16 protein-coding genes are annotated in these 14,947 nt (G+C 60.3%); 11 read left to right on the top strand and 5 right to left on the bottom strand.

All coding sequences use genetic code 11. The features are described from left to right. Positions 1-47 precede the first annotated feature (47 nt). Positions 48-1,115, bottom strand: a complete 1,068-nt coding sequence (locus FJ959_RS14120) for an ornithine cyclodeaminase (protein ID WP_140630418.1) — start codon at positions 1,113-1,115, stop codon at positions 48-50. A gap of 3 nt (positions 1,116-1,118) precedes the next feature. Beyond that, positions 1,119-2,039, bottom strand: a complete 921-nt coding sequence (gene rocF, locus FJ959_RS14115) for an arginase (protein WP_140521344.1) — start codon at positions 2,037-2,039, stop codon at positions 1,119-1,121. 126 nt (positions 2,040-2,165) lie between these two features. Between rocF and FJ959_RS14110 the strand changes: the two genes are divergently transcribed. Beyond that, positions 2,166-2,603 (top strand): Lrp/AsnC family transcriptional regulator, encoded by a 438-nt coding sequence (locus FJ959_RS14110; RefSeq protein ID WP_140499320.1) that lies wholly within the window; start codon positions 2,166-2,168, stop codon positions 2,601-2,603. A 226-nt stretch (positions 2,604-2,829) separates the two neighbouring features. Here FJ959_RS14110 and FJ959_RS14105 read toward each other — a convergent pair whose 3' ends face one another. From FJ959_RS14105 to FJ959_RS14095, 3 genes are all read right to left on the bottom strand, one after another. Then, a complete protein-coding gene (locus FJ959_RS14105) occupies positions 2,830-4,158 on the bottom strand; it encodes a cation diffusion facilitator family transporter (RefSeq protein WP_140584262.1) in 1,329 nt (442 codons plus the stop codon). Positions 4,159-4,168: 10 nt separating this feature from the next. After that, positions 4,169-4,450, bottom strand: coding sequence for a metal-sensing transcriptional repressor (locus FJ959_RS14100; protein WP_140499324.1), 282 nt, complete (start codon positions 4,448-4,450; stop codon positions 4,169-4,171). A gap of 219 nt (positions 4,451-4,669) precedes the next feature. Beyond that, positions 4,670-5,740 carry an NAD/NADP-dependent octopine/nopaline dehydrogenase family protein gene (locus FJ959_RS14095; RefSeq protein ID WP_140499326.1) on the bottom strand — a complete coding sequence of 357 codons (1,071 nt, stop codon included), beginning with the start codon at positions 5,738-5,740 and terminating at the stop codon, positions 4,670-4,672. A gap of 242 nt (positions 5,741-5,982) precedes the next feature. On the opposite strand from FJ959_RS14095, the gene FJ959_RS14090 reads away from it, so the two are divergent. From FJ959_RS14090 to FJ959_RS32295, 10 genes are all read left to right on the top strand, one after another. After that, positions 5,983-6,954: a LysR family transcriptional regulator gene (locus tag FJ959_RS14090; protein ID WP_140552093.1), complete on the top strand. Its 972-nt coding sequence runs from the start codon at positions 5,983-5,985 to the stop codon at positions 6,952-6,954. Next, a complete protein-coding gene (locus tag FJ959_RS14085; protein WP_140584261.1) occupies positions 6,951-8,420 on the top strand; it encodes an NAD(P)/FAD-dependent oxidoreductase in 1,470 nt (489 codons plus the stop codon). Before FJ959_RS14090 ends, FJ959_RS14085 begins: the two co-directional genes overlap by 4 nt. Further along, positions 8,417-8,899 (top strand): hypothetical protein, encoded by a 483-nt coding sequence (locus FJ959_RS14080; RefSeq protein WP_140499332.1) that lies wholly within the window; start codon positions 8,417-8,419, stop codon positions 8,897-8,899. The genes FJ959_RS14085 and FJ959_RS14080 overlap by 4 nt, the downstream gene beginning before the upstream one ends. Beyond that, a complete protein-coding gene (locus FJ959_RS14075; protein ID WP_140517387.1) occupies positions 8,896-9,459 on the top strand; it encodes a peroxidase-related enzyme in 564 nt (187 codons plus the stop codon). The genes FJ959_RS14080 and FJ959_RS14075 overlap by 4 nt, the downstream gene beginning before the upstream one ends. Before the next feature lie 56 nt (positions 9,460-9,515). After that, complete coding sequence (locus FJ959_RS14070) at positions 9,516-10,256, top strand: amino acid ABC transporter ATP-binding protein (RefSeq protein WP_140559957.1); 741 nt, start codon at positions 9,516-9,518, stop codon at positions 10,254-10,256. Between the two features lie 24 nt (positions 10,257-10,280). Further along, positions 10,281-11,108, top strand: coding sequence for a transporter substrate-binding domain-containing protein (locus tag FJ959_RS14065; protein WP_140559901.1), 828 nt, complete (start codon positions 10,281-10,283; stop codon positions 11,106-11,108). Between the two features lie 66 nt (positions 11,109-11,174). Then, positions 11,175-11,891, top strand: a complete 717-nt coding sequence (locus FJ959_RS14060) for an amino acid ABC transporter permease (protein WP_140559902.1) — start codon at positions 11,175-11,177, stop codon at positions 11,889-11,891. A gap of 20 nt (positions 11,892-11,911) precedes the next feature. Further along, positions 11,912-12,604, top strand: a complete 693-nt coding sequence (locus FJ959_RS14055) for an amino acid ABC transporter permease (RefSeq protein WP_140559903.1) — start codon at positions 11,912-11,914, stop codon at positions 12,602-12,604. 229 nt (positions 12,605-12,833) lie between these two features. Next, positions 12,834-14,189 (top strand): D-alanyl-D-alanine carboxypeptidase family protein, encoded by a 1,356-nt coding sequence (locus tag FJ959_RS14050; protein ID WP_246675682.1) that lies wholly within the window; start codon positions 12,834-12,836, stop codon positions 14,187-14,189. 327 nt (positions 14,190-14,516) lie between these two features. Beyond that, the gene (locus tag FJ959_RS32295; RefSeq protein WP_281405485.1) at positions 14,517-14,891 is read left to right on the top strand and encodes an SH3 domain-containing protein; all 375 of its coding nucleotides are present in this window, start codon (positions 14,517-14,519) and stop codon (positions 14,889-14,891) included. The last annotated feature ends 56 nt before the right edge of the window (positions 14,892-14,947 follow it).

The raw sequence follows: 14,947 nt of genomic DNA, 5'->3' as shown, positions 1-14,947 counted from the left end.
CATTCCGCCCTCGGGCGGGCATTTTGCAGCAGGCTTTCTGCGAAAACTCAGCCGGATACGGCCGTGATCTGGGCGGCCTTGTCGGCGCGCAGCAGCATGCCGAAGAGGTCGCGTGGCTCATCCGGGTCCGCCAGCAGATCGAGCTCCTCGTAGAGGCCGGTGCGCTGAAGCTGGTCGCGGACGTAGCGCAGCGCGGAAAAGTCCTCGATCGCAAAGCCGACGGAATCGAACAAGGTGATCTGGCTGGCATCCCGGCGGCCGGCGGCCTTGCCGGTCATCACTTGCCACAACTCCGTCACGGGATGGTCCGGCTCGAGTTGCTGGACTTCACCCTCGATGCGCGACTGCGGCGGGTATTCGACGAATATGTCGGAGCGCAGCAGAATATCGCGATGCAATTCCGTCTTGCCGGGGCAATCGCCGCCGACGGCATTTATGTGCACGCCCGATCCGACCATGTTGTCCGTCAGGATGGTCGCGGAGCGTTTGTCGGCGGTGACCGTCGTGATGATGTGAGCCCCTTCCACCGCCTCCTGCGCCGAAGCGCAGATCGCGATGTCGAAATCGAACCCCGCAAGGTTTTTCGCGCACTTCAAGGATGCCGACCGATCGATGTCATAGAGGCGAAGCCTGTCGATGCCGAGCAGGGCCTTGAAGGCGATGGCCTGGAATTCCGACTGGGCGCCATTGCCGATGATTGCCATGCAGTCCGCCGCATTGGGAGCAAGGTATTTGGCCGCGACGGCCGACGTCGCCGCCGTGCGCAACGCGGTCAGGATGGTCATTTCCGAAAGCAGCATCGGATAGCCATTGCCGACATCGGCCATCACGCCGAACGCCGTCACGGTCTGGCGCCCGTCGCGCGTGTTTTTTGGATGACCGTTGACATACTTGAAGCCGTAGAGCTGTCCGTCGCTCGTAGGCATCAGTTCGATGACGCCGTCGATGCTGTGCGAAGCGATGCGCGGGGTCTTGTCGAACAATTCCCAGCGTCGGAAATCCTCTTCGATATAGGCAGCGAGATCGATGAGAAAGCGATCGATGCCGACGGCAAGAACCAGCTTCATCATGTGATCGACGCTGACGAAGGGCACGATGTTCAGACGGGGGGTCACAGTTCAATAACTCCGTGTGGGACGGTCCATGATCCGCCGGCCCATCAGGCTCGCGGTCAGGTCCACGAGAAGGGTTGCGGTGCGGTTGCGTTCGTCGAGTGCGGGATTGAGCTCGACCAGATCGAGGCTGGTGACGAGATGGCTGTCGTGCAACATCTCCATCACCAGATGAGCCTCGCGGAAGGTGGCGCCGCCCGGCACGGTGGTGCCGACGGCAGGCGCGATCGAAGGGTCGAGAAAATCGACATCGAGGCTGACATGCAGCATGCCGTTTTCGGCACTGACCCGCTCGAGAAAGGCGCGAAGCAGCGGGGCCATGCCGTATTCGTCAATCATCCGCATGTCGTGCACGGTGACGCCCGCCTTGCGTAGCGCTTCGCGCTCCGCCGGATCGACGCTGCGGATGCCCAGTGTGCAGATACGGGCCGGATCCACGCAAGCCGCCAGGCTGGGGAAGTAGCCTTCGAAGCCGGGTTGCCCGCTGGCATAAGCCAGCGGCACGCCATGCAAATTCCCGCTGGTCGTGGTGTCGAGCGTGTGAAAATCAGGATGTGCGTCGAGCCACAGCACGAACAGCGGGCGGCCGGCTTCCGCCGCCCGGCGGGCGATACCGGCCAGCGTGCCGGCGGAAATGCTGTGGTCGCCACCAAGGAAGATCGGCAGGGCGCCGGCGCTGGCTGCATAGGCCGCCTCGGTGATCGCCGCCGTCCATGCGACGATTTCCGGCAGCGCCTTCAAGGCGGCATTGCCGTGGCTGATCGGGCGCATATCGGCAGAGGCGACGGTGCCAAGGTCGGCCAGCGTATGTCCGAGTTCAGTGAGCGCGGCCGCCAGGCCTGCGGTACGCAGCGCACTAGGCCCCATCTCGCAACCCATCCGGCCCGAGCCGACCTGGATCGGTGCCCCGACGATCGTACAATGCATCCGTATTTCCCCGCGCGTTTTCTAGGCGTCATTGGAGCGCGGATAACTGGCAGGATGAACATATCAAATTGGCAAATTTGTCGAAATGAGCTATCAAAATGGAATGATTTGATTGCATTCTGAGCCATGGATCAGCTTGACGAACAGCTCATCACGCTTTTGCGGCATGACGCGCGGCGCAGCATCTCGGACCTTGCCATGGATGTCAGCGTCTCGCGGGCAACGGTCAGGTCTCGCATAGAGCGCCTTGAAAAAGCCGGTGCGATCATCGGTTATACCGTCATCCTGCGAGCCGATGCCGTCGACCAGCGTGTACGCGGCATCATGATGGTGGAAATCGAAGGGCATGCCGCCGATCGTGTGATCCGCGCTCTTGGCGGCTTCTCGGAGGTTTCGACGATCCATACCACCAACGGCCGCTGGGACCTGGTGATAGAGCTGGGGACGCAGACACTGACCGAATTCGACGCCGTGCTGCGGCGCATCCGCCTGATCCCCGGCATCACCGGCAGCGAGACCAGCCTGTTGTTGGCGACACCCCGGAGCACCAAGGCGCGGCTTTGATCGCTGTCTGCGAATAGCCTAGCTGGCCAAACCGGCAGTGCTGCTCCTGCACCGTTGTGCGGCGCAACCCTAAATGAGCTCGGACTTGGCCAACCTGTGGCAACCTCCAGCGGGGGCGGACCTTGCTGAGAAGAACAGAGCTGCGTGAGCGGCGAGATCTGTCATCGACCCGCGTCACGCGACACCGATTGAGCGAACCCGTCAAGTCGCGCAAGTCTGCCCCGTCCTAGTGTTGGTGGCCTTCCGGCTCAACCATCTTGAACGGCAGGACCTGTTGCTTGCCCTTAGAGGTCAGGATCAGCCTCGCCTCGAACTCGTGCGGCTCGGCGGGGGCGACGCTGCTTTCACGGCGGTGGTGATTGCCGGCGACAGGCCCGAGCGAAAGCGTCTCGGGACCTTCGGACCGGTCGATGATCACGGTCGCCCCCAGATCGTCGGCATGGCTGTCGATGGTGAGACGCAAGCGCTCGCCAGCGGGCGTATCGACGATTTCGAGCGTTCCCGTTGCCAGGTCGCTGACGACCTTGAAAGGCTCCGGCGCATGATCGGCGTGGGCCGAACCGCCCGCCACGGATCCGCCTTCGCCTTCCAGACGGATGTTCGCCTCCGAGAGCGCCGGCAGGTGGTCGAACAGCTCCCCTCTCAAAGCCTCCGCGATGCCGACCACATCCTTTGCGCTCGCTGTCTCGGCCACCTTGATGGCGATATCCGCATGCAGCCTGTGGCCGATCCAGCGCGCCCGCACCTGGGCGACCCGTTGGATGCCCCTCACATGTTCAGCCGCATGATGGATTTCCTCGACGATGCCCGGCTCGACGCCATCCAGCATGCGTGTCAGCACCGCCTTTGAGGACTGCCAGACGATGGCGAGGATAGCCACAGTGATCAAAAGGCCGATGATCGGGTCCGCGAGCGGGAAGCCTAGCCAGACGCCGGCCGCGCCAAGCACCACCGCAAGGCTGGTGAAGCCATCGGTGCGGGCGTGATAGCCGTCGGCGATCAGGGCCGCGCTGTTTATCTCGCGGCCGACGCGGATGCGGAATACCGCGACAGCCTCATTGCCCAGGAAACCGACGAGGCCGGCGGCGGCAACCCAGCCGAGGAAGCTGATGGCTTGGGGATGGATCAACCTGTCGATCGCCTCATAGCCGGCGACGATGGCACTGAAGAGGATAATCAGGACGATGATGATGCCGGCCAGGTCCTCGACCCGGCCAAGGCCGTAGGTGAAGGTCTTGCTGGGCTTGCGCCGCGCCAGCATGAAGGCGATCCACAGCGGGATGGCGGTGACCGCGTCGCCGACATTGTGGATGGTGTCGGCAAGCAGCGCCACGCTGCCCGAGAGGAATACGATGACCAGTTGCAGCACCGCTGTGAGGGCTAGCAGCACGAACGACCATTTGATCGCCCAGATGCCGCGTGTGGTCGTCGCGATTGTGGGATCGACCACGCCATGCGTGTGGCCGTGTCCGCCCTCGCCATGGTCATGGCCATGCCCGCCGAAGCCTTGAGCTGCCGGGCCGAAGCCGAACCAGCCGCGAATGCCGTCCATCATGGAGCGTGTCTCACAAGTATTTGGTGATGTCCTTGAATTCATCGATCGAGCGGCGCTGCTCACGCGGCAGCGGCCCCACGACATCTTCCAGGCAGTGGTTTAGGTGATCCTGGATGAGCGTCTTCTTGGCCTGGGAAACAGCCCTTTCGACGGCATGAAGCTGCTGGGCAATGTCAAGGCAAGGCCGGCCTGCTTCGATCATCTCAATAACGCCCCTCAGATGACCGTCGGCCCGCTTCAGCCGTTTGACGATGTCGGGATGGGTCTCGTGAATGTGGGGACGCTCTTTCATTCTGAAGTGCTATCCCCCCGGAGGGGATATTGTCAATTCAGGATGCTCGATTCCCCGCGGCGTCCCGAACGCTACTTTCGACGGTTGCATGGCTGGTTCTGGCGATCGCGGCGCCAGCGACATCGCCCTGACGCTGCGCACCACTGTTAAAATGCACCGACGCGATGACGTAGCGCGGCGCCCCTAAATGTGATCATGCCGTATCGGCTGCGGGCGCACTCAAAACCCCGTGCGGCAAAGGTTTTCAAGATCCGCCTTTGCTATTCCCTCGAGGCCGAGCGCGGGAAGAATATCGTTATCCCCCTTGAGATCGCGACCGTAAGCCGCCGATAATATCGAAACTCCAGACTCGTGGAGCGTCGCCGGTTTCTCGGTGATCTTACCCAACAATACGGTCGGCAGCAGTCCAAACGGAACATCCTCGAGAATGTAGCGGCTTTCGATTGTTGTCGGACCAAAGCCGCCACGGCCTTGACGATCCATCTCCTGGTTCATCTCCGAAACGGTTCCCTTCGGAACATGGAACGACAATGAAAAATGCTCCTGGACGGTGCGAACCGCGATACCAAAATGGGCCGCGATGGCTAGCCGTTCGGCATCCAGAGCCTCGATAAGGCGGCCAGCGGCAGGGGTGACGTTTCCCCCCTGGCTCCATTGCTCGGCTTTTTCCATGCGTGTCAAGTTGAGGAGGGCAATTCCCAAGTGGTTTTGCGGATTGAGGTTGCTGAGCGCGATCGCGAGCATGCCGTCGCGCTTGACAAAACGATCACCAAATAGGCTCGTGCAAAATCCGTATCCTTCATCCTGAGCTTTGAAAGGCAGCGTCGCGACATCAAGCTTCTGGCGAATGGTGGTGACATGGACCTCGGTTGGCCCGAGTTGCCGCCCGGTCAACAGTGTTGTGCCCCACAGGACGATCGGCAAGCTGACCTTGCGCTCCGCCAACCGCCTGGAGAGATACAGTGCCCCGAACGAACAATGCGAACTGATGATGACCGGGATTCCATCGATCAGATGGGGGGCGGCAGCATCCATCACCATCCTGTGGCCGTAAGCCGGAAGTGCAATCACCACCACGTCCGCGTTGGCGATGGCATCCTTGCAATCCTTGGCGATGCGCACCGGTACCGTCGCCGCGATGTCCCCCGTCGCTTTCAACAATTCGCCGGTAGCCAACCCCTTGGTGCGCTGCCCCGACGGTGACCAAAGCATTGGCGAATGCCCCGATCCTGCCAAATAGGCGGCAAGGCCATAAGCAATTGCTCCGGCGCCCAGAATACTCACGCGCATAATATTCCTCCTGTCGCAGGCTTTGTGGTTCGAGAATCCTTGCCGCCGTCACCTGAATTCTTTTCTTCAGGAGGCTTCGCAAGCTGGAGCCGCGTCTGACGTCCCTGTCCGCCTCCGACCCGGATTCTGGCGCTGAGGCCGGCATATGCACAAAGCCCGTAACGAACATTCGTTTCCGCTTGACATATATCAAAAACGAATGAGACGATGTCAATCATACGGATTACGCATGTAGGAGAAACATGGAAACCCGGGACCTTCAGACCTTCCTTGCGGTTGCTGCCAGCGGCAGTATCACCAGGGCGGCTGACATGCTCGGGCGTTCCCAGCCTGCGGTGACGCGCACCATTCAGGAGCTCGAGGCCGAACTTGGCTTCGAATTGCTGCATCGGATCGGTCGACGGGTGCAGTTGTCTGAAGAAGGAGTCGCGTTCGAGGAGGAAGCACGACGCCTGCTGATGTCCTTCACCGAACTCGCAGCGCGGGCCAAGATGATCGCCGCCGGCAGAGGGCGAATCCTGCAGATCGTCACCACCTCCGCGATCGGCACCGGCTTGATCCCTACGGCCTTGGCTGAACTCCAAGGTGCCGAGCTTCCGCACGAGACGCATCTCGGGCAGTTCCTTCCCTCGACCGTCGCTCAGGAAGTGCGCAGCGGACGTGCCGAGGTCGGGTTTTCAAGCCTGCCGCTCGATACGCCCGGTCTGGATGTCCTGCGGCTCTATTCGGCGCCTGATGTTGCTGCCGTGCGGGAGGATGATCCGCTGGCCGAACTAGATGTCATACCGCTTTCCGCTTTTGCCGGCCGCCGCGTCGCCACGTTGCTCAACCCGCTGCGTTTCCAGTTGCATGTCTCCAAGGCGTTGGCGGCCAGGGGCATCGACACCGGGCCAGTAATCCGCACGAATACCGCCTATGGCGCGTTGCAGATCGTACGCCGGACTGGTGTTGCGGCTGTCATCGATCCCCTCACCGCCTATGGCGTGGGCTTGCCTGGGGTCGTCATCCGCCCGATCGACGTAACCGTCCTCTTTTATTGGGGTGTTGTGGCTGCCGAAAAACGCCCCCTTCGTCCAGTCGCGCAGGCGTTGGTGGATGCGGTCGAGGCGGTGGCTGAACGGTCGATCGTTGGCTTCAAGAAACTCGATCCGACCCTGGCCGGCCAATTGGTGACCGATCCTGCCTCCGGCACAAATCACGGAACGGGAATATGAAGCACACCCCCAGTTCGCTCCCCCTGAGAGGTCTAGCCGCGCTTGAAGCACAACTTGCTCAGGACCTCGATTTTCTCGAACTGCCTGCCAAGCCATGGGTTCCCGCACGTTCGCGCGATGGCGTGCCGGTCCGTGACGTCGTTGTGATCGGCGCCGGCATGTGCGGACTTGCTGCCACCGCAAAGCTGGTGCTGACGGGGATAACCAATGTCGTCGCCTATGACGCGGCTCCGGCCGGCTTCGAAGGGCCATGGATAACGTTTGCCCGCATGCAAACGCTCCGGTCGCCGAAAACGCTGCACGGTCCGTCGCTCGGCCTGCCGCAGCTGACATTCCGCGCCTGGTTCACGGCACAATGGGGCGTTGAGGCATGGCGGTCGCTGGACAAAATCCCCAAAGGCCAGTGGATGGACTACCTGGTCTGGTATCGGAACGTTCTTGGTCTGCCGGTGCGCAACAGCGTGCGCATGACAGGCGTTGCAGCCGTTGGCGATCTGATTGCGATCGATGTCGAGGGCGCGGAAACCGGCCGGGTTCTCACCCGTCGTCTCGTTCTAGCCACCGGTCGGTCCGGTCTCGGCGGTTTTGCCGTGCCCGATTTCCTCAGGGGCATCGATCGCTCCTATTGGGCCCATTCTGCCGACGACATCGATTTTGATGCACTGAAGGGCAAGCGTGTTGCGGTTATCGGCGCCGGCGCCTCTTCGATGGACAATGCCGCGACGGCGCTCGAGGCGGGCGCCGGTTCAGTCGACATGTTGATCCGGCGCAAGGAAATGCCGCGGATCAACAAGCTGACCGGGATCGGCAGCCAGGGTGTCATCCTCGGCATGTATCATTTGCCCGATTCCTGGAAGTGGAGATTCTTCGACTACACCGCCTCGACCCAGACGCCGCCGCCGCGTTCATCGACGCTTCGCGTGTCTCGTCATGCGAATGCCCGCTTCTTTCTCGACTGTGGTGTGGTCGCGGTGAAGGAAGATGCCGGAGGCCTTCTGGTCGGAACTACGCAAGGGCCGATGCGCTACGATTTCATGATCGCTGCGACCGGCTTTTCAAATGACTTCAGTGGTCGCCCGGAATTCGCTGCCCTCGCCCCACACATTCGCACCTGGTCGGATGGTCGATATACGCCGGACATGGGGCCGCCGCGCGCAGGCATGTTGGAGGCACCGGATCTCGGCCCCGCCTTCGAATTCCGCGAGCGCGTCCCCGGTTCCTGCCCGATGCTGGCGCATGTCCACTGCTTCAACGACGCCGCCATGCTGACCCATGGTAAGGTCTCCGGCGATATCCCGGCCGTCAGCGCCGGTGCCGACCGTCTGGTCCGCGGCATTGCCGCGTCGCTGTTCGCCGAAGACGTCGAAACCCACTTCGCCAATCTGATCGCCTATGACACCCCGGAACTTCTGGGCGACGAATGGGTCGATTCAACACCCTTGTTGCATAAGGAGGCCGCACTGTGATCGACGCAATGGACAAGGCTGCAGGTCTTTCACCGGACGATGCCCTTTTTGCTGCACGGCGGTTTCGGCCCGAATTCGTGCGAGGGGCCGAGGAATGTCGCCTCTCCGTCCTGCAGCCGGCAAACGACCAGGGGCTGGCGCCGAATTTGCGGGTCGCTCTGGCCCGTCGCATGGCAGCTCTGAACGCCGACCCCGTCCTGATGGCCGAATATGAGGTGCAACTGGCTCAGCTTGGTCCCACGGAGCAGCTTCTGTCCTTGGCCCGGGGGGAAACGGATTTGAATGAACCTCTGGCGACCATCGCCCGACATGTTGACCTGATCACCCTGACGCCGAAAAAGGCGGAGGCGAGCCACATTGCCCTGCTCGCCCAAGCCGGATTGAACAATCCCCAGATCGTTGCGCTCTCCGAATTGATTGCCTTCATCAACTTCCAGACCCGGGTCGCAACCGGCTTGCGATTGATGAGGCGGGCATGATTTCCTCGGTGCGCCTGAAGCCGCTGAATTGGCATCCCTATATCGCACCGGTCGAGCTATCGGAGGCAACGCCGGAACAGCTCGAAGCGATGAAGGTTACGCCGTCGGCCAAGAAAGTTTCGGAATATGTGCGCACCCTTGTGCATGATCCCGAGAGCTATCTTGCCCGCACGGTGTTGTTCAACGCGATCATGTACGTCGAGGGCGGGCTTGCCCGTCCCGACCGCGAGCTTGGCGCACTGGGTGCCTCGATCGTCAATGGCTGCAAATTCTGTGCCGTCGTTCACGCCCGCCGGCATGCAGAGCTGACCAAGAGCGATGAAGTGGTCACGGCGCTGTATCTCGACAAACCTGAAAAGCTCGGGTCGCGCGATGCGGCAATCTACAACTTTGCCCGCCGCCTGTCGGCGGCGCCGTCGGAAGCGACGGCAGACGACGTCGCCTCGCTGCGATCAGTCGGCATGAATGATGCCGAGATCATCGACCTCGTCCACGCCATAGCGATCTTCGGCTGGGCAAACCGGCTGATGCATGTCCTGGGCCATGCGGAGAGCGGGTGATGACGTCGCATACGGTCAAGCCAGTCCGTCCCACACTTTCCGAAGGGCAACCAGCAATGCTTGAACTCAAAGATATAAAGCTGTCTTACGGAAGCACGCAGGTCCTGAACGGCGTCAATCTCTCGGTAAAGCGGGGTGACGTGGTGTCGATCATCGGCCCCAGCGGCACCGGCAAGACCACGCTGCTGAAATGCATCAACTATCTGGCCAAGCCGTCGTCAGGAACCATCGCGTTCGATCAGATTCGGATGGATTACCAGCGTGCCGACAAGGCCGCTGTCCAGGCGATCCGGTTGAGGACCGCGATGGTCTTTCAGCAGTTCAACGTCTTCAAGAACATGACGGTCCTCCAGAACGTGATGGATCCGCTCGTTGTGGTGCAGCGCAAATCCAGGGAAGAGGCGCAGGAAATCGCGCTCAGAGAGCTCGATCGGGTCGGTCTCTCGTCGAAGCGAGACAGCTATCCATCCCAGCTCTCGGGCGGCCAGCTCCAGCGCACCGGCATCGCACGCGCGCTGGCGGTGCGTCCTGACGTCATCCTCTTCGATGAGCCTACGTCATCGCTGGACCCTGAACTTGTCGGTGAAGTTTTGAAGGTGATCAAGGATGTCACGTCGTCAGGGATCACGTCGCTGCTTGTGACCCACGAGATGCAATTCGCAAAGAACATCTCGAACCGGATCGTCTTTATGGACCGTGGCGTGGTTGCCGCCGACGGCAGTCCGGCTGAAATCTTCGACGCGCCTTCCAGTCCACGACTGGCTCAATTCCTGCAGTCGGAACTCGCTTTTCAATAGCTCAACAAGTAGGGAACCCAAGAAATGTCTGCAATCACATCCGGTTTTTCCCGCCGCTATGTCCTGGCCGTCGCTGGTGGCATCGCAATTGCCCTCGCAACCGCTGGGATCAGCTATGGTCAGGCCGTCCGGACGGTCAAGATCGCGACGTCTGCCGAGTCCAAGCCGCTGGCCTGGGGCGCGATCGGCGTCGAACCGCAAGGCTATGAGCCCGATCTTCTGAGGGCGATCAATGCGAAGCTGCCGCAGTACAAGTTCGAAATGGAAGGTGTCTCTGACATCGCCCAGGAAACCGGCCTTGCCACCGGGAAGTACGACATCGCCGTAGGTGGCTACTACAAGTCGCCCGAGCGAGAGAAGCAATTCATCATTCCAGAGAACCCGATGGGCGCCAGTCTGATGAAAATCTACAGCAAGAAAGACAGCGGCATAAAGGAAATGAAGGACCTGGTCGGCAAGAGGATCGTTCCGACCACGGCAGGTGGCGGAACCTACAAGTTCATCATGAACTGGCAGAAAGAGAATCCGCAATATAAGCTCGACGTCACGGCATCGAGCGCCGGGATCCCCTACCCGAACCGCCTGGATGAAGTTCAGAACGGCAAGTTCGACGCATTGGTTCTACCGTCTAACCTCGGTGAGCAGGCGGTCATCGACAACAAGAAGCTCGATATCGTCGCATCCGATCCGGTCTACAGCAACAACACGTACATGCTGATTCACCGGTCAGCGGAAAACAAGATCCTGGCCGAGGAGGTCAACAAGGTGCTCAAGGAACTGAAGGACGACGGCACGATCGACAAGCTCTCGCAGAAGTGGTTCGGCGAGGACATCGTGAAATACATGAAGTAACAAGGCGTCCTCAGCTGCATCTGGACAGCCGGCGTTGAGGCAGAACTGCAAGAAGGAGTGTTCCAAGTGGACGTTTCTGCTATGATTCCCGAGTTGCTCTCGGCGTTGCCGCTGACGCTGGCCATCACTTTTACGGCCCTCATTGCTGGGTTCTGCCTAGCTCTCCTTGCGACAACACTCCGGGTCCGCAGGGTGCCAGTGATCAGTCACCTGGCGGATCTCTACGTATCCTATGCCCGGAGTGTTCCCGTCGTCCTCCAATTGTTCGTTGCGTTTTACGGGCTTCCCTTGCTGGTAATCCTGTTCGGCTCCGAAGATTTTTTCTCGCCGACGATCGCTGCGATGGTGGCATTGAGCTTTTATCACGGCGGCTACCTGTCAGAAGTCCTGCGACCTGCATATCTGGCCGTCGATCGCGGCCAGCATGATGCGGCAGACAGTCTTGGATATACCTTTCGCCAGAAAATCACGCGGGTCATCGGGCCACAAGCAGTGCACTTCGCATTGCCGGGCTACGGGAACTCCGTCATCTACCTGATCCATAACGTTGCGCTGGTGATGTACATCGGGGCGGCGGATGTCATGGCGACCGCGCATTTGATCATGGAGCGCGACTATAATCAGTACCAGTTCGAAACCTATCTCGTGCTGGCGGTCATCTATTCGGTGATGTGCCTGATCGCATGGCTCATCGTCCGCTTCTTCGAGCTTCGTTCCCCGATGCAGGCACCAGAGGCTACGTCACCTGCTCAGATCAAGAACACACTGATCGCGAGCGTGTGACCTAACAAGGGTATTTGACCATGTTTGAGACCGATATCCTGCTCCAAGACTCGCGGGAAATTCTGGGCGCCGTACCCGTAACGCTTGCAATGGCCCTCACGATCTTCGTGCTCTCGACGATGGTCGGCAGCCTGTTTGCGCTCGTGGAATATAGACGGATTCCCGCACTGCGAGAGCTCGTCATGGCCTACAAGGTCGTCTTCAAGGGCGTTCCGATGGTGATCGTGATCTTCCTCGCCTATTTCGGTCTTCCCCCCGCGCTTCAGTTTCTGTTTTCATTGGTTGGCATAGACTTCAACGCCCACCAAACGCCCAATTGGGTTATCCTTGTCATTGCGGTGACCGGCTGTGTCGCGGCGTTCCAGGCCGAGATTATCAAGGGAGCCCTCAACGCCTTTGACACCGGTCAGGCAGACGCAGCCTATTCGCTTGGCTATACAAGGGGCCAATTGTTTCGACGGGTGCTATTTCCCCAGGTCGCCCTGACAGCAATTCCCGATCTGACAACCTCGATGATGGTTATCATGAAGGCGCTTTCACTCGGATTCGCCATCGAGGTTGTCGATATCTTCGCGCAGTCACAGCTGACCGCCGCGTTGAATTTCTACTATCTCGAAGCCTTCGTAATTGCCGTCGTGATCTACATGGTGATTGCCTATATCGTCACACAAATCGCCGACAGGCTGGAGCAAGCGCTTAGGGTACGGACCTGAGGATGTAGAATAGAATCTTCTAGCAAGATCGGCTTGTCTTCCGCGGAAGCATCCTGGTAGTCGGCGCCGCAATCGATGCGCGCCTCGAGCCGTGCGGCGTTCCGCGAACCGTCACGGCGGCCGACCTTATCTGGTGCGGAATCGAGGGATAGAGCCGAGACAATTTGAGGCCTCTCGTTAAGAATGCGATAACCAATTGGTAACGGTGCCTGCCTAGCTTCGTGATCCGATGGCCGGCTCGCCCGGCCACATTTTACACGGAGCGGCGACGGGCGGGCGGATGTATCTGATATTGGAGAAGCTTGTCGCCTTGCCGGCGTCATTGTTGAAATTCGCCTTGAGGATCTCGGTCGTCATCGTGTTTTGCGCCGCCTCTGCTTCCGCCGTGCAGGCCAATTCCAGATTTTCAGGCATTGTCATCGATGCCAAGACAGGCAAGACCCTCTACAGAGATCATGCGGACGCTCCGCGCTATCCAGCGTCTCTCACCAAGATGATGACGCTCTACCTCATCTTCGACGCGCTCGAGAGCGGCAGGATCTCGAAAGGCACGGCGATACCGGTGTCGGCCAATGCCGCCAACGAGGCTCCCTCCAAACTCGGACTGAAGCAGGGTCAAACGATCACCGTCGAACAGGTCATATTGGCCCTGGTAACGAAGTCCGCCAACGATGCCGCGACGGCCATTGGCGAGTTCCTCGGCGGGTCGGAGGTCGGCTTTGCACGTCTCATGACGCAAAAAGCACGACAGTTGGGAATGACCTCCACCACGTTCAGGAACGCTAACGGACTGCCCGACACAGCCCAGAAGACCACGGCGCGCGACATGGCACGCCTTGGCCTGGCGCTCAGGGATCATCACCCTGGCTATTATTCCTACTTCAACACCCGATCCTTCAAATACAAAGGTCGGCGCTTCGGCAATCACAACCATCTGCTCGGCCGGGTGAAGGGCGTGGATGGGATCAAAACGGGATACACGAATGCCTCGGGCTTCAACCTGGTTTCTTCCGTCGAGGCGCAGGGCCGCAGCATCGTCGCGGTGGTGATGGGCGGACATACGGTCAGGAGCCGAGATGCACGCATGAAGCGTCTCATCAGCCGCTATCTGGCTAAGGCTTCCAACGGTCCGGACCGGTTCAGGATCGATCGTGGCGGAGAAAGCGCATTGGTCGCCTCCGCGGCTTCGAACGCATCGGTGCCCACTCCGACGTGGAAGCCAGCCCGGGTGGCCGATTCCCGAGCCGCTTTCGCCGCTGAGGCGATGGGCGATGTGTCCAGGGAGCAGGCCTTGTCTGCCGATGCCATCGATCCGATCAGCACCGCTTCCACCCAAGAAGGTCAATGGATCATCCAGATTGGATCGATGCCAAGCAAGGCCGCAGCTCGTGAAATCCTTTCACTGGCGGCTCGCAAAGCGCCAAAACTGCTTTCGAACACTTCTGCTTTTACCGAGGCCTTCGAAAAAGATGGCGATGTGTACTACCGCGCCCGATATGCCGGCTTCGACAACAAGTCGGAAGCGTGGCGCGCTTGCGGGCGACTGGCGCTCAAAAAAATCGATTGCTACGCGCTCACTCGGTAGGTGGGACCGAAGGCCCATGCGAACGCTGCAACTCGCCTCTCCCGACGTTGTCTCACCAGGACCACGCGGCAATATCGAAAGATGTCCTCGAGCCCTCTTCAATCCTTCGCATGGGGCTTCGCCGTGAGACGCCGCGGTTGTGCGCCTCGGAGCAACGTCGTCTCGTCGACTTATCAAGACACCGGTTGCGGCTTTTTCGTCACGGGTAGCGTCCTTCGTTGTTGCCTCATCGCTGCACTATGTGTTGCAACTGTCACAAAGGCCGGCCCTCAAGCTGCTGTCAACGGGATTGCCTTGCCCCGCTTCGCGTCGTTGAAGAGTTCTCCTGTGAATATGCGGGTCGGACCGGGCACCCAATATGACGTCGAATGGGTTTATGTCCGGCCCAGGATTCCGCTTGAAATCTACCAGGAATATGGAAACTGGCGGCGCGTGCGAGACTGGCAGGGAACATCCGGCTGGGTCTTCGGTCCGCTTCTTTCGGGGCGAAGGACCGCTGTAACCGCCCCATGGAGCAAGGACAAGATCGCGCTGCGCCGGAAGCCTTCGGTTTCCAGCCTCGTCACCGCCTGGCTGGCGCCGGAAGTAATTGTCGAACTGGTGCGCTGCGACGGGCAATGGTGCAGGGTCGCGGTCAAGTCGCTGGCAGGTTTCGTCAGGCAAACCCGCCTTTGGGGCGTCTATCCTAACGAAACACTCTAACAGCAGCACTCGTCAGAAGGCTGCTGCTGGTCGGCCGGTGATGGCATCTCGCGTCG

This window comes from Mesorhizobium sp. B2-2-4 (genome assembly GCF_006442375.1).
GTDB lineage: Bacteria > Pseudomonadota > Alphaproteobacteria > Rhizobiales > Rhizobiaceae > Mesorhizobium.
Note: the sequence above shows the minus strand (reverse complement) of the source record. Positions and strands in the feature narration are given on the sequence as shown.